The organism is Parafrankia soli (assembly GCF_001854695.1).
Classification (GTDB): Bacteria; Actinomycetota; Actinomycetes; order Frankiales; family Frankiaceae; genus Parafrankia; species Parafrankia soli.
Genome location: NZ_MAXA01000213.1, coordinates 290,426 through 305,334 on the forward strand (window position 1 = coordinate 290,426; position 14,909 = coordinate 305,334).

At 75.7% G+C, this 14,909-nt stretch carries 10 protein-coding genes and 1 pseudogene; 8 read left to right on the plus strand and 3 right to left on the minus strand.

Going from position 1 to position 14,909, the window contains the following annotated elements; all coding sequences use genetic code 11:
• Positions 1 to 70: 70 nt before the first annotated feature.
• On the minus strand, positions 71 to 601 hold the full coding sequence (locus BBK14_RS17585) for an SAV_6107 family HEPN domain-containing protein (RefSeq protein WP_241831618.1): 531 nt from the start codon (positions 599 to 601) through the stop codon (positions 71 to 73).
• Between the two features lie 159 nt (positions 602 to 760).
• On the minus strand, positions 761 to 1,576 hold the full coding sequence (locus BBK14_RS17590) for a hypothetical protein (protein ID WP_071063920.1): 816 nt from the start codon (positions 1,574 to 1,576) through the stop codon (positions 761 to 763).
• A gap of 287 nt (positions 1,577 to 1,863) precedes the next feature.
• Here BBK14_RS17590 and BBK14_RS17595 point away from each other — a divergent pair, with 287 nt between their 5' ends.
• The 7 genes and pseudogenes from BBK14_RS17595 to BBK14_RS17625 all read left to right on the plus strand — a co-directional run bounded on the left by BBK14_RS17595 (position 1,864) and on the right by BBK14_RS17625 (position 13,826).
• Entirely contained in the window at positions 1,864 to 5,904 is a 4,041-nt protein-coding gene (locus tag BBK14_RS17595; RefSeq protein WP_071063831.1) for a BTAD domain-containing putative transcriptional regulator, read from the plus strand.
• A gap of 1 nt (position 5,905) precedes the next feature.
• Positions 5,906 to 6,691 carry a spheroidene monooxygenase gene (locus BBK14_RS17600; RefSeq protein ID WP_071063833.1) on the plus strand — a complete coding sequence of 262 codons (786 nt, stop codon included), beginning with the start codon at positions 5,906 to 5,908 and terminating at the stop codon, positions 6,689 to 6,691.
• Between the two features lie 324 nt (positions 6,692 to 7,015).
• The gene (locus tag BBK14_RS17605; protein ID WP_071063836.1) at positions 7,016 to 9,523 is read left to right on the plus strand and encodes an FAD-binding oxidoreductase; all 2,508 of its coding nucleotides are present in this window, start codon (positions 7,016 to 7,018) and stop codon (positions 9,521 to 9,523) included.
• A 91-nt stretch (positions 9,524 to 9,614) separates the two neighbouring features.
• A complete protein-coding gene (locus BBK14_RS17610; RefSeq protein ID WP_083391032.1) occupies positions 9,615 to 10,226 on the plus strand; it encodes a GNAT family N-acetyltransferase in 612 nt (203 codons plus the stop codon).
• Between the two features lie 95 nt (positions 10,227 to 10,321).
• Positions 10,322 to 11,140: a carotenoid biosynthesis protein gene (locus BBK14_RS17615; protein WP_071063838.1), complete on the plus strand. Its 819-nt coding sequence runs from the start codon at positions 10,322 to 10,324 to the stop codon at positions 11,138 to 11,140.
• A 167-nt stretch (positions 11,141 to 11,307) separates the two neighbouring features.
• Positions 11,308 to 11,835: pseudogene (locus BBK14_RS40235) on the plus strand (glycosyltransferase family 2 protein); the annotation flags it as partial.
• Positions 11,836 to 12,290: 455 nt separating this feature from the next.
• Positions 12,291 to 13,826 carry a phytoene desaturase family protein gene (locus BBK14_RS17625; RefSeq protein ID WP_071063841.1) on the plus strand — a complete coding sequence of 512 codons (1,536 nt, stop codon included), beginning with the start codon at positions 12,291 to 12,293 and terminating at the stop codon, positions 13,824 to 13,826.
• Here the strand turns inward: BBK14_RS17625 and BBK14_RS17630 are convergent.
• Complete coding sequence (locus tag BBK14_RS17630) at positions 13,810 to 14,577, minus strand: CDP-alcohol phosphatidyltransferase family protein (protein WP_071063843.1); 768 nt, start codon at positions 14,575 to 14,577, stop codon at positions 13,810 to 13,812. The two genes, BBK14_RS17625 and BBK14_RS17630, sit on opposite strands and share 17 nt — an antisense overlap.
• Here BBK14_RS17630 and BBK14_RS17635 point away from each other — a divergent pair.
• Positions 14,540 to 14,791 (plus strand): hypothetical protein, encoded by a 252-nt coding sequence (locus tag BBK14_RS17635; RefSeq protein ID WP_041254788.1) that lies wholly within the window; start codon positions 14,540 to 14,542, stop codon positions 14,789 to 14,791. The genes BBK14_RS17630 and BBK14_RS17635 overlap by 38 nt on opposite strands.
• The last annotated feature ends 118 nt before the right edge of the window (positions 14,792 to 14,909 follow it).

Here is a 14,909-nt window from a genome sequence, read left to right on the forward strand (position 1 = left end):
CTCTTTGAGATTCACACCACCACCACACAGCGCCACTCAGCGCTAACTGGCACTCAACTGGCAACAGTTTTCAACCCCACGGGGACGCGGCCTGCGCCAACGAGGGCTGGGAGGGCACGCCGAGCGCCGCCTCGACGAGCCCGAGGAAGATCTCCACCTGGCGGACGAGGTCGTCGGCGTCCCTGGTCGTCACGACGGCGAGCCCGGCCTCGGCCGCGGCCCGCCGCCCGGCACCCGCGGCGAAGAACGCCGACCACTCCTCGAGCTCGGGGGCCACCAGCGCGAGCAGCCGCCACGCGCTCACCGGGCGGCCCCGACGACCCGGGCGGGGCTGCGCGCGGGCGGCGAGAACGGCGGCCGCGGCCCGCAGGGCGGCGAGATGCGCCAACGCGTAACGCTCAGCCGCCGGGCGGGTGAAGGCCGCCTCGGCCAGCCCGCGCCGGGCCGAGGTGAGGAGCTCGTCCCGGGAGCGCCGCGGGAGCCCCGAGGCGGGGAGCATCGTCCGGCCCGGAAGCTGCCCGGGGACCGGCCCGCGCGGACCGGGACCGTCGTGACGGCTCACCGTGCCCTGGCGGCCCACCGCGCTCTGGTCGCCGGCCACTCCGAACCCACTGACAGTGCTTCGCCGAACCGCACCCACTGGGATCACCTCTCCGATGCCGAACCGCGTGATGCCGAACCGCGTGATGCCAGATCACGTGATGCCGGGCCACCCCGACATCGAACGCATGTTCGAAGATAATCCCGGGCCGGCCGGCCGTCAACCCGCCGGCGTGGCGCGCCACGCGGACGGGTCGAGATCGGGGTAGGCGGGCGCCGGAGGCACCGGGTCGTCCTCCAGCAGCAGGAGGAACCAGCCGAGCAGCACGAGCACCGTGACCTCGGGCACCCAGCCCCGGCGTGGGTCGGCCACCGTCGCGGCGCCGAAGTCCGGGCGGGCCACCGGCGGGCGATGGCGCGTCAGGTCGGACGGGTCAACCAGCACGATCGCGACCCCGTCGTGCGCGAACCGGACGATGTTGGCGTTCCGCCAGCCGACGAATCCGCGTTCGAAGACGTACCCGGCGGCCCGGCGGCGCGGGCGCAGCCAGCGCAGCGTGGAGCCGTCCGCGAGGTCGACCAGGCCGCCCCGCGGCCGGGGCCGGAATGCGGCGAGCGGCAGCCGCGCCACCGGATCGACCACCCGCACCCCCACGCCGTCGAGGTCCGACTCCAGCCGGAACGGGCGGTCGGCGACCATGAGCTCCACCCCGCCGTCCCGATGCCACCTCTCGAGGACGGCCGCCCGGTCACCGCGCACCCACACCTGGTTGCGGGTGCCCGACACGAAGTCGTAGCCCACCTCCAGCGGCAGCAGGCCGTCGAGCCGCGCGGCAAGGCCGGGCGCCACCCCGCGGCGGCCCGCGCCGGCCCCCTCGGCACCCGCCCGGCCCGCCTCCACCCGGCTCACGTCAGCCCGGTCCGCGGCCGCCCGCCGCGCGCCGCCGTCACGGCGGCGGTGATCCGGTGCCTCGTCCGCTCCGCCGCGGGACGCACCCGTCACCGCTCCGATGCCCGAGAACTCGAAGATCGACATGATCGACACCCTCCCTCCAGCCACCGCGGGACCCCGAACACCCCCCGCCGAAATGCGCGGCGGCCCGGTATGGCTCTCGACAACGAGTGCACCCCGGACCGATCAACAACCGGTACACACCCGATCACGACTGCCGTTGACCCGGAGTTGAAAGYGTCGAATCGCACGCGCGACGATTCCGCGGTTGTCCCGGTGTCCGCCACGGCCCGCCGCGGGAAAGGCAGAATCAGAAGGACGAACACCGCCGGCGCACCACACCGGCGACCGCATTCTCCCGAGAGGACCAGATGCCCGATCCGGACCGGCTCCAGTTCGCCGTCCTGGGGCCGTTGGAGGTCACCGCGGGCGGTGTTCCCGTCGTGCTCGGCGGCACCCAGCGAAAGGTGCTGCTCGCGGCGCTGCTGCTCGAGGCCGGGCAGGTGCTGTCCACCCAGCGCCTGATCGAGGTGATCTGGAGCGAACCAGCCCCGGAAAGGGCACTCGCCACCCTGCGGACGCACGTCAGCGAGCTGCGCCGCCGGCTGGAGAGCCCCAGCTCAGCCCAGGTGCTCATCCGCCGGGGAGCCGGTTATCTGCTCGATGTGGGGCCGGCGCAGATCGACGCCGAACGCGCCCGGCGGCTGTTGGAGCAGGGCCGGCGCGCCATCGAGGACGGCGACCCGGTCAGCGCCATCGCGCCGTTGCAGGAGGCGCAGGCGCTCTGGCGCGGCCAACCGTTGGTCGATCTCGTCGACTATCCCTTCGCAACGGGCTACGTCGAAAAACTGACAGAGCTTCACCTTGACATCCAGAAGACGCGAATCTCAGCCGATCTGTCGCTGGGCCGACACCGCGAGGTCATCGGTGATCTGCGGATGCTCGTCACGAGACATCCGCACGACGACGGGCTGCGCCGGGAGCTTGTTCTCGCGTTCTACCGCGACGGACGCACCGAGGACGCCGCCCGGGCCTGCCGGGAAGGCCTTGAGGCACTCCACGATCTCGGTCTGGAATCCCCGCTGCTGCAACGGCTCCAGGAGGACGTCCTGCGCGCCGATCCGGGCCTGGCCTGGACGCCGCCACGTGCGCTGGGCCGGCCGGTGTCGGCGCCGCCCACCGGGCAGGGCGTCTACCAGCTCCCGCCCGACATCGAGGAGTTCACCGGCCGCGACACGATCCGGAACCAGATCCTGGCCACCCTCACCGACCCGGTGGCGGGCGCGAAGGGGACGGTCGTCGCCGCGATCGCCGGCAAGGCCGGGGCGGGGAAGACCGCGCTCGCGGTGTACGTGGCCCACCGCGTCCGCGCCCAGTTCGCCGACGCCCTGTACGTGGACCTGCGCGGCACCAGCGAACCGCTCGACCCGCACCGCGTGCTGGGCCGCTTCGTCCAGGCGATGGGGGTAAGTCGGGCCGCGGTTCCCTCCGACCCCGACCATCTGGTCGAGGTGTACCGGTCGCTGCTGGTCAACCGCCGGGTGCTGATCCTGCTGGACAACGCGGCGAACGAGGCGCAGATCCGCCCGCTGCTCCCGACCAGCCCCGGCAGCGTGGTCATCGTCACCAGCCGCTCGCGGATGCACGGGCTGACCCCCTCCTACTGGATGGTCGACGTCCTGCACCCCGGCGACGCCGTGGAGCTGCTCTCCAGGGTGGTCGACGAGCGGCGGGTGAGCGCGGAGCCGGAGGCGGCACGCGACATCGTGGGGCTGTGCGGGTACCTGCCGCTCGCCATCCAGATCGCGGGGCGCAAGCTGGCCGCCCACCCGCACTGGCGGCTGACGCGGCTGGCCTCCCGGCTGGCCAACGAGCGGGACAGGCTGTCCTGGCTGGAGGCGGGCGACCTCGAGGTCCGCGCCAGCTTCGGGCTCAGCTACGAGGGCCGCCCCGCCGACGAGCAGCGGGCGTTCCGCCTGCTGGCGCTGCCCGAGCTGGCCGACTTCGCCCCGTGGGCCGCCGCCGCCGTCCTGGACGTCGGCCTGGACGAGGCCGAGGACGTCGTGGACCGCCTCGTCGACGCCCAGCTGCTCGAACGCCGCGGTGTCGACCGGGCCGGCACCGAGCGGTACCGGTTCCATGACCTGCTCCGGGTCTTCGCCCGGGAGAAGAACGAGGCGTCCGCCGGCGCGGCCCACCCCACCGTCCCCCCGGGCCCGGGCTTCACCCGGACGGCGACCACCGACGTCCCGCGCGCCGCCCCCACAGGCACGGACACCGGAGCGGCGCCGGCAGCCCAGGTGCCGCGGCTGGCTCCCGAGCACGCGCAGGCCCTCGACCGGCTGCTGTACGCCTATCTGGCGGTGCTGCGCGGCGCGGTCGACGAGTTCGCGCCGGGCACCGCGCGCACCATCGAGCCCGCCGCCCACACCCCCGCCGCGGGCGGCTCCGGTGGACCGGGCCACGCCGTCGACCCGGACGTGGTCGCGGCGCTCACCGCCCAGCCGCTGCTGTGGTTCGGCGGCGAGCGGGTCAACCTGCTGGCCCTCGTCGACCAGGCGCACCGGCACGGCCTCGACGAGCCGACCTGGCTGCTCGCGATCGAGGCCGCCGAGTTCTGCGCCTTCGGCGCGCACTGGTCGGACTGGGAGCGGATCCACACCCTCGCGCTCGCGGCGGCGCGGCGGCGCGGCAACCGGCTGGCCGAGGCGGTCCTGCTGTGCGGCCTGGGCGAACGCGACATCACCCTCGCCTTCGAGCACGCCTTCTGGCGGCTGGACGCGCCCGGTGCCGACAACGACGGGGAGCCGGCGGCCGTCCTCGGTGCCCGCGCCGCCGACCACCTCGACCTCGCGACCGAGCGCCTGGAACGTGCCCGTTCGATCTTCGTCGAGTACGACGACGCGCTCGGCGAGGCCCGCACCCTGCACGGGCTGGCCGACGCCGCGCGCGGGCGCGGGGACGCCGAGGGCGCGGTGGAGCACTTCGAGCAGTGCCTGGCGCTGACCCGCCGCGGCGGCGCGCGGCGCGCGGAGGCCGAGGCGCTGATCTGCCTGGCGATGGCGCACGGCGACCGCGACGAGCTGGGCGAGGGCATCACCTGCCTGTCGATCAGCCTGTCGATCGCGCGCGAGCTGACCAGCCGGTCGCTGGAAGCCCTCGCGCTGCGCCGGCTCGGCGACCTGCACCGGCACCGGCCGGAACGCGCCCTGGCCCACTACAACGAGAGCCTGCCGCTGCTGAGCGCGCTGCCCGACATCCTGTGGGAGCCGCGGATCCTGGTCCGGCGGGGCGACATCCTGGCGCGCCTCGACGATCATCTCGCCGCGCGCCGGTCCTGGCAGCAGGCGGTCACCCTGCTGCGCCAGCACGGTTCCACCGAGCTCGCCGCGGCCGAGTCGCGGCTGACCCGCCCGGCGAGCACCGCGCCGACCCAGTTCGCCAGCGGCCGGCTGCTCGGCGACTTCGACCCGGCCTACTTCATCGGACGGGTCGCCACGAGCCGGCGCAGCGTCCGCCTGCTCAACACGTGGACGGACCTGCTGGCCCCGGCGCACGTCGAGGCCTTCGCCGAGGCTCTGCTCACCGCGGTCGACGCGGGGGCGATGGTGCAGATCCTGCTCCTGGACCCCGACTCCCCGCCCGCGGCCGGCCGGGCCGAGGACCTGCTGCACAGCATCGACGTCCCGAATGTGATCAGGGCGAACCTGCGCGTGCTCGACACCGTGCGGGCGCGGCTGGTCCCCGCGCTGCGGCCCCGGCTCTCCGTGCGGATCTATGGCGACCAGCCACTGACGACCTACCACCGGTGGGACAGCGGGGCCCTGATCTCGACCTTCCCGTTCGGGCACTCGTCGGCAGCCACGACCCAGCACGAGGCGGCGATCTCCTCGACCCTCGTCCAGTTCGTCGAGCAGCACTTCGAGAAGATCTGGCATCCCGACCGCAGTGTCAGCCTCGACGACTATCTCCGGGTCCCGCTGCGCATCCTGCGCACCCACGGCCCCGACCGGGACGCCCGCACGATTCAGGCGAGGTACGCGCGGCTGGGCGACACGGTCTACCTGGCCGACGAGGAGCTGACCCGGCTCGTCCACGACGGCGGCGCCGACGGCCTCGTCACCGAGATCGGCGGCACCGGCCGCCACCCGCTCACCGAGCTGCACCGGTGCCGGGTCGTGCCGGCCTGGGAGGGGCGTGACGGCGCCGCGGACGCCTTCGCGAAGAAGTACGGCCCACAGACCACGGCCCCCGCGCCGGACGGCCCGCCGCTGCGGCTCGCGCCGATGCGCCCCCCGCCGCCCGCGCCCACTCCGCCCGCCGCCGGGCCGCCCGCCTCCGGGCCGGCGGCTCCTGGCCCGGCGGGCCCTGGGCCGACAGGCCCGCTGCCGTCGCCCCGATCGGTGCCGTGACGTGCTCGTCACCGTCGATTTCTGGCACGTCCCGCGCCGGCGGGCGGGGCACGCCGCCGCGCGCATGGCGCTCGACCGGCCCACGCTGCGGCGGACGTCCGGGCTGACGTTCGGCAAGCTGCTGGGCACCGGCTCGAGCCACCGGTTCACCCCGCTCGACGCCGACCCGCTGCGGTGGGCGCTGCTGGCGGTGTGGGACACACCCTCGGCGGCCCGGGGCTTCGAGCGCTCCAGGACAATCCGGTCATGGGCCGGCATCGCGGACGAGCGCTGGCGGGTGGAGCTGCGCCCGGTGGCCTCCCGGGGGCGGTGGTCGGGCCGTGCGCCGTTCGGGGGCCGTCCCGGTGGCCCGGCGAGCCACCGCCGCCCCGACGGCGAGCACCGTGGAAAACACGGCGGGGAACACGGCGGGGGGCCGGTGGCGGCTGTCACCCGGGCCCGGCTCGCGCCGCGGCAGGCCGTGGCGTTCTGGCGGGCCGTCCCGCCGGTCGCGGCGGAGCTGCGCGGCGCCGGCGGGCTGCTGTTCGCCGCGGGCATCGGCGAGGCGCCGATCGGCCTGCAGGGCACCTTCAGCCTGTGGCGGGACGTCACGGCGCTGCGCGCGTTCGCCTACCAGGGGCCGGCGCACGCCGCGGCGGTGCGGCGGACCCCCCCGGCGGGCTGGTACGCCGAGGAGCTGTTCGCCCGTTTTGTCGTGCTGGGCTCACGCGGGACGATCGGGGGTGTGAACCCGCTCGACATCCCGCCGTCCGCAGGGAAGGCCGATCATCCTTTGACAACCCGTTGAAGATCCTGCGCGAATGTGGGTCCCGCGCACGCGGACGCCGACCGGACTGACGCCGGCAGGGCGGCCGGCGGCAGGGCGGCCGGCGGCGGGACGACCGATGACGGGACGACCGATGACGGGACGGCCGGCGCCCGGCGCGCCCGGTGCCCCTGGKCGCCCACCGCCCCGTGCCTCCACCACCCCATGTCCCAGCATTCCCCGCTCTGTTCCCGCTCCGTCCCCCCACTGTCCGTTTCCCGCTCCGTTCCCGCCGACCACGCACCGCCGCCGACCACGACGGTCGCGGCCGGCCGCGTTCGATCCAACCCGGGTGGCGTAACTCGCATGCCAAGGTCCCTCGACCCCTCCGCCCCGCTCGCCGCGCGCGGGAGACCGGCCGGGAGCACCACCGACGCCGCCCCGGCCGGGCGGCGGACCCTCATCGCGACGGCGGTGACCGCCCGGGTCGCCGGGCTGGCCATCCGGGCCGGCGCGGTGCTGCTCCCGGAGCTCGCCGGACGGCCCGCAGACCTGCCCGCGGCGCTGACCGAACACCGGCCGCACACTCTCGTCGTCGGGGCCAACCACGTTCCGGGCGACGCGCTGCACCGGTGGGCGCAGGCCATGCGGAGGACACCGGACCGGCGCGCGCTGGCGGTGATCCGCCGCGGGACGTCACTGGCCGAGATCGACACCGACGCGGCCGCGGAGCTCGGCGTGACCGTACGCAACACCCCGGAGGTCAACGCCCGGCACGTCGCCCGGTTCATGGCGGACGAGCTCCTCGCGCCCCGCCGCGCCGCGGGCCACCGCCCACGGCCGCCGACGGTGGGGCTGATCGGCAGCGGTGACATCAACAGCCGCGTCGCGCGCGAGGCGGTGGCCCGCGGCCACGACGTGATCGTGTACAGCCCGTCGCTGGCCGCCGGCGCCGGCGCCCTCGACCGCTGGCTGGCGGCCAGGCGGCTGCCGGCGGGACGCATCCGGGCGGCCCGGGACGTCGAGTCCGTGCTCGACGCGGCCGACCTGCTCGGGCTCGCCGTCCCGCTGACCACGGGCGGGGAGCATCCCACCGCCGGCCTCATCGGGGCCGAACGGCTCAAGCGGTTCGGCGGCCACCGGATCGTCTCGGTGTGCGAGCCCGACGTGTTCACCGGGCAGGCGCTGACGGCGGCCTTCGACCAGCTCGATCTCGAGGTCGTCCTGGACAACGCCCCACGGCTGTTGGACCCGGTGCGAGCGCTGCTGGCGGGCCGGTACGACCCGGACGACCCGCCGCGGGTCCGGCCCGGCTTCACCCTCGTGTCGGCCGCGATGCGCGCGCCGGAGTGCGCGGCCGATCTCGACCAGGCCGTCCTGACCGCCCTCGCCCGCCTCGATCTCGACGACCGGCGGGAGCTCCCACGCCCACCCGCCGGGCCGAGCCGGGCCGAGGCCGAGGCCGTCGTGGTGGTCGGCGGCGGGATCGTGGGCCTGACCGTGGCGCTGCGGCTGCACGAGGCCGGGCGGCGGGTCGTGGTCCTCGACGCGGCGCCGGCCGACCGCCGCCGGGTCGACGAGCAGGGCACCACCTTCGCCGGCACCAACGGACGTCACCTGTCGACGACCGAGACTCTGCCGCACGCCGACGCCACCCGCGCCGGGGTCCTCGCCCGGACCCCGACGGATGGCGGATGGCGGCTGCGCCCGCCGGAATCGCTCTCGGCGCCCGAGGCCGCCTGGGCCGAGGCGTTCGAGCAGTTCACCGACCGGCCGGGGATGCGCGCCCTCGCCACCGAGGCGGTGATCGCGCTCAATCGGCTGGGGCTGCGGCGGTGGGAGGAGATCTTCCAGGACCGTCCCGACGACCTCGGCGCCTGCCTGCGGGGGAACCGGCTGGCCCGGGTCTACCTCGACGACGCCGGGCTCGCCGCCGGCCGCACGCTGCAGACCCGGGCGAACGACGACACCACCGACCTGGACGCCGCGGCGGTCCGCCGGCACTGGCCCGCCCTCGCCGCGGGGCTCGGCGCCGGACCCGACTGTCGGTCCGACCGCCGGTCCGGCGGCGGGGCCGTCGAGGTCGACGGGTGCGCCGTGGCCGTCCACGACCTGGCCGGTGCGCTCGCCGACCTGCTGCGCGGCCGGGGCGTGCCGGTCGTCGCGTCGGCCGCGGTCCGCGGGCTGCGGCCCACCGGCGCGGCGGTCGAGGTGGAGCTCGGCGACGGCACGGTCGTGCCGGCCGGCCGGGTCGTCCTCACCGTCGGCGGCCGTGACCTGTACCGGCTGCTCGGGGGGCGCTGGCCTGACGCCGGCTGCGTCGCCAACGTGCTCGGGGTGTCGCTGACCCTGCCGAACCCGGGCGTGGCCCGACCGTTGAAGATCCACGCGGGCGATCCGCTCGGTGTGATCAACGTGACGCCCGCCGCCGACCAGTCGGTGATCCACGTCAGCGGTGGCTTCGGGTACCTCGGCCTGGCGTCCTGGCGCGGCGCGCGCCTCATCCCGGCCGACAGCGACACCGAAGCGGGCGGTGGTGGCGTCGCAGGGGCCGTCGAGGAGCTCGTCACAGCGCTCACCGTGGCCATCGGCGATCTCTTCCCCGCGCTGCGCGGGCCCGACGGGCGGCTGGACGTCCGCGAGGTGCGCACCTGCGAGCGGCCGATGACCGCGGACGGCCTGCCGGTGGTCGACGCCCCGGCGGAGCTCGGCGGGCGGATCGTCGTCGCGGCCGGGACGAACGCGGGCGGAGCCGTCCAGGCGCCGGCCCTCGCGGACCTGGTGGCCGACCTGCTCGACGGCCACCCGTGGTGGGCACAGCTGGCCATGGCCGGTGACCGGACCGGGCTGCCCGTCGGCGGGGGTCGGCTATAGCACTGTTTGCCAGACCCGTTCCGGCCGACGGGCGGTGGCCTCGCGCCGCGCGTTATCGTCGGATGGCCCGGCGCGACAGGAGGCAAGGCTGTTGACCGACGTCCGAATCGTGCGGTGGTCACCGGCCCGGATGCGGGCCCGGCTCGACGACGTCATCGCCGTGTACAAGGCCGCGTTCCTCGACCACCACGAGGACGACCCGGTGCGCGCCGCCCGGGACAGGGCGACGCACGCGCGCCGTCACTTCGACCGCCGTGACCTGCGCGCCGTCGCCGCGGTGACCCCGGACGACGAGCTGGTCGGCATGACCTACGGCCTGCCCGGCAAGAACGGCCAGTGGTGGCACGACGTCGTCGCCGGCGCGCTGCCGGAGGGGACCGCGGCGCACTGGCTCGCCGACTGCATCGAGGTCGTCGAGCTGCACGTGCTGCCCGGTTACCAGGGCCGCGGCATCGGCCGTGACCTGCTGCGGGAGCTGCTGCGGGACGTCCCGCACCGCACGGCGGCGCTCTCCGCGCTCGAGCTGCCCGGCAGCCGCGCGCGCCGGCTGTACGCCAGCGAGGGATTCGTGCCCCTGCTGTCGCACTTCCAGTTCCCCGGAAGCGGTACCGAGTACGCCGTGCTCGGCAAGGAGTTGCCCGGGCGGGACGCCGACGACCCGCCGCGCTCCGCTCCGGCAGGCCAGCCCGCCCGGGTGCCGTGAGCCGGTCGGGACCAGCCGGTTCCGATCCACCTCCGGCCGCCCCTGCGGGGCGGGCCGATCCACCTCCAGCCGCCCCTGCGGGGCGGGCCGCGGCCGTGCTGCCCTGGCTCGCCACCGCGGTGGCCGTCGCGCTCCAGATCACCTATCCGCTGACCTCCGGGGACAGGCGGGCGGCCGTGACGGTGCTGTCGGTCCTGGCCTTCCTCGCGGCGGCGGTGAGCCATGCGGCCGCCGTCCACGGGCCCGCGTGGGCCGCGGCCGCGACGGCGCTGGCCGCCGGCACCGGCCTGCTGGCCGAGTCGGTCGGCCTGCGTACCGGCTGGCCGTTCGGCCACTACGCGTACGGCTCCGCGCTCGGCCCCGATGTGGCCCGCGTCCCGGTCGTCGTGCCGCTGGCCTGGGCGATGATGGGCCTGCCGGCGCTGGTGCTCGGCCGCCGCTGCGCCCGCTCGCTGGTGCGGGCACCGGCCGCGCGCTGGGCAGTGACGGCGCTGGTCGGCGGCGCCACGCTCACCGCCTGGGATCTGTTCCTCGACCCGCAGATGGTCGCCGAGGGCTACTGGGCGTGGTCCTCCGGCGGTCCCGCGCTCAACGGCATCCCACTCAGCAACGCGGCCGGATGGCTGCTCGTCGGCACGCTGCTCACCGGCGCGCTGGCCGCCCTGCCCGCCACCGCCCGGACCGCCACCGCCGCGCCCTCCGCCGACCGGGTGCCGATGGCCCTGCTTGGCTGGACCTGCGCCTCGTCGGCGCTGGCCAACCTCGCCTTCTTCGGCCGTCCCGGGGTGGCGCTCGCCGGCGGTGCCGCGATGGGCTCGCTGCTCGGCCTCACCGTGCTGCTCGGCCGCCGCGACGCGGCCCGCGGGTGGGCCGGCACCGCCCGCGAACGGGACCTGGCACGCTCTGAGCTGTGAACGGAGGCCGACTGGCAACGGCGCTGGTGCGTTCCGGGGCGGCCGGAGCCGTCGCCGTCGCGGCGCACACGGCGGTGAACGCGGCGCTGCTGCGCGTCCCGGCGCCGGCCGTCCCGGTGCGGGAGCGGGTCAGCGTGATCCTGCCCGTGCGGGACGAGGCGGCGCGGGTGCGCACCTGCCTGACTGCTCTGCTCGGCTCCCGCGACGTCGCCGACCTCGAGGTGATCGTCTACGACGACGGCTCGACGGACGGCACGGGCGTGATCCTGCGCCGGCTCGCCGAGCGGGACCGGCGCCTGCGGGTGCTGACCGGACCGGAGCCGCCGGACGGCTGGCTGGGCAAGCCCCACGCCTGCGCCCGGGCGACGCGCCAGGCCACCGGCACCGTGCTGGTCTTCGTCGACGCCGACGTCACCCTCGCCCCGGACGGCCTCGCCCGGGCCGTGGGCCTGCTGCGCGGATCGGGCCTGGACCTCGTCTCGCCCTACCCGCGGCAGGTCGCCGCCGGGGCGGCCGAACGGCTCGTGCAGCCGCTGTTGCAATGGTCGTGGCTGGCGCTGCTCCCGCTGCGCGCCGCCGAGCGCTCCGCCCGCCCGTCGCTGGCCGCGGCCAACGGCCAGTTCCTCTGCGTGGACGCGGCGGCCTACCGCCGGGCCGGCGGGCACGGCGCGGTCGGCGGCGCCGTGCTGGACGACATCGAGCTGCTGCGCGCGGTCAAGCGCTCCGGCGGGCGCGGTGTGGTCGCCGACGGCACCGAGCTGGCGGTCACCTGGATGTACGACGGCTGGCAGCCACTGCGGGACGGCTACGCCAAGTCGCTGTGGGCCGCGGGCGGCACCCCGGCGGCCAGCGTGGGTCAGCTGGCCGTGCTCGGATGGCTCTTCGTCGGCCCGGCGGTCGCCGCGGCGCGCGGGTCACGCGCGGGGCTCGTCGGCCTGCTGGCCGGCACGGTGAGCCGGCTGATCGCGGCCCGGCGCACCGGCGGCCGTGCCTGGCCGGACGCGGCGGCCCATCCGGTCTCCGTCTGCCTGCTCGGCTACCTGACGGCGCTGTCCTGGTGGCGGCACCGGCACGGCACCATCCGTTGGAAAGGCCGCGCGCTGAACGGGCCACCGACCGGGAGCGGACGACCGCGCATAGGCTCGGAGCCGTGGCGACGGTCGTCGTGGTCGGGGCGGGCGTCGGCGGGCTCGCGGCCGCCGCTCGGCTCGCCGCCGCCGGGCACCGGGTCACCGTCTGCGAGGCGGCGGAGCGGATCGGCGGCAAGCTCGGCTGGTACGAACGCGACGGCTACGGGTTCGACACCGGCCCGTCCCTGCTGACGATGCCCGAGGTGTTCGAGGAGCTGTTCGCCGCCACCGGCGGGCCGCTCGGCGAGCAGCTCACGCTGCGCCGCCTCGACCCGATCGCCGCCTACCGGTTCGCCGACGGGGCGGCGGTGACCGCGCACGCCGACGACGCCGCGTTCCACGCGGAGCTGGACGCGAGGCTGGGCGCCGGGGCCGGGGCCCAGTGGCGGCGCCTCGACGAGCGCGCCCGCCGGGTCTGGGCGGTGTCCGAACAGCCCTTCCTGCGCAGCCCGGTCTCGGCCGCGGCGCTGGCGCGGACCGCCGCGCGCCGCCCGCTGGGGCTGGCCACCGTCGCACCCGGCACCACCCTGCGCGGTATCGGGCGCCGTCACCTCACCGATCCGCGGCTGCGCATGATGCTGGACCGGTACGCGACCTACACCGGCTCGGATCCGCGCCGGGCGCCGGCCGCGCTGGTCACGGTCCCGCACGTGGAGCGACGGTTCGGCGGCTGGTACGTCCCGGGCGGGCTGCGGCTGCTCGGGCAGGCGATCGCCGAGCGGGCGGCCGAGCGCGGCGCGGTGATCCGCACCGGCGCGCCGGTCGCACGGATCACCCGCACGCCGGGGGGGCGGGTGGACGGCGTCCGCCTGGCCGACGGAACGCTGCTGGGTGCCGACCTGGTCGTGTCCGACGTCGACGCGGCCCGGCTCTACGACGGCGCACCGCCCGCGGCGCCCGGGCGGGCCGGCCCGCGCCCGCTCGTCGACCATCCGGCCAGCCGGCGGCGGATCCGGCGGCTGGCGCCGTCGCTGTCCGGTTTCGTCCTGCTGCTGGCACTGCGCGGGCGGACGCCGGGCCTGGCCCACCACACCGTGCTGTTCCCCGCCGACTACGAAGACGAGTTCAACGCGGTCTTCGGCGGCCGGCTGGCCTGGGATCCGACCGTCTACATCGCCGCGCCGGACGACCCGGCAACCGCACCGCCGGGCGACGAGGCGTGGTTCGTCCTGGTGAACGCCAGCCCGCACGCCGCCGCCACTGCCGCCACTGCCGGACCGCGGGGTCCCGGTGTGGACTGGGACCGGCCCGGGCTCGCCGACGCCTACGCCCGCCGCATCCTCGAGGTGCTGGCCTCACGTGGGCTCGACGTCCGCGCCCGGGTGCGCTGGTACCGGACGATCTCGCCGGCCGACCTCGCACGCGCGACCGGCGCCGTGGGCGGCTCGATCTACGGCGTGTCCTCCAACGGGCCGCGGTCGGCGTTCCTACGCCCGCGCAACCGCTCGCCGGTGCCCGGGTTGTTCCTGGTCGGCGGCTCGGCCCATCCGGGCGGCGGGCTGCCGCTGGTCACGCTCTCCGCGAAGATCGTCGCCGATCTCATCGGCCCGGCCTGACCCCGCCGCCCGCCGACAGCACCGACCGCACCGAGACGAGGTACTGGACGAGCCCGACGACGCACACCACCAGCGTGGCCGCCGCGGCGACCGTGGCCACCGCGGCCGCATGTGCTGGGACGGCCCCGGCCAGCGCGAGACCCACCGCCGCGAGAATGATCCTGGTCGGCCGCTCCCCCACCGTCACGGTGCCGATCTCACCGTGCCCGGCACCGGCCGCGCGGGCCCGCACGTACTCGAGCATCATCATCGCGCCGCCCGCCGACACGACCAGCGCGACCGGTGCCCCGACCAGCCAGAGCGCGAGCAGGTGGCAGGCGTCGCAGACCCGGTCGGCGGCCGAGTCGAGCACGTAGCCCCAGCTCGTCACCCGGGCGCGMAGCACGGCGACCGCGCCGTCGAGATTGTCCAGCAGGCCGCCGGCCACGACGACGAGTGGGCAGACCAGCACCCAACGGCCTCCCGCCCATGCGGCGGGAATCACCGGCGTGGTGGCGGCGACCGTCGCCGCCGTCACCGCGCCCGGACTGACGCCGGCCGCGGCCAGCGGCCTGGCCAGGCGATACACCAGATCGAGCCAGATCCGGATCATGCGCGCGCCGCTTCGGGGGTCGTACCCGCCGTGTAGCGCGGCCCATTCGACCAGGTAGGTGTCTCGATCGGGTATCGGGGTGCGCACACCGTCCATCGTGCCCGCGCCGTAGAGTTCCGTCGTGGTATCCGACCAGCCGACCGGTGTCGTCGAGTCCATCGAGGACCTGGACCCCGATCACGTTTTCAGCGCGCACCGTGACCAGGTGATACTGGCCGTGCGCATCACCCCGGTCTTCAACGCTCTCGATCTCGGTCTGGTCACCGCCGTCATCGACGCGGCGAACCACGCGGGATTCGCGCTGGTGCGGGAACAGACTTTCCGCGACGAATGGCTACTCTGCGTCTTCGACGCCTACGAGGAACAGGACTGAAGCCACGCCGCCCGCCGCCGCGTGCCCCCCTGTACTCCGCACGTTCGTGCGGTGTCCTGAACGTGTGACTCTTTGATCTTGTGGTGTGTTGATCGCCCTGGTGTGTAGGGCTTCCGGT

Excerpts from the sequence above, each read along its gene's own strand:
- BBK14_RS17595 (WP_071063831.1), top strand. The coding sequence starts at position 1,864 with ATGCCCGATCCGGACCGGCTCCAGTTCGCCGTCCTGGGGCCGTTGGAG.
- BBK14_RS17605 (WP_071063836.1), top strand. The coding sequence starts at position 7,016 with ATGCCAAGGTCCCTCGACCCCTCCGCCCCGCTCGCCGCGCGCGGGAGA.
- BBK14_RS17590 (WP_071063920.1), bottom strand. The coding sequence starts at position 1,576 with ATGTCGATCTTCGAGTTCTCGGGCATCGGAGCGGTGACGGGTGCGTCC.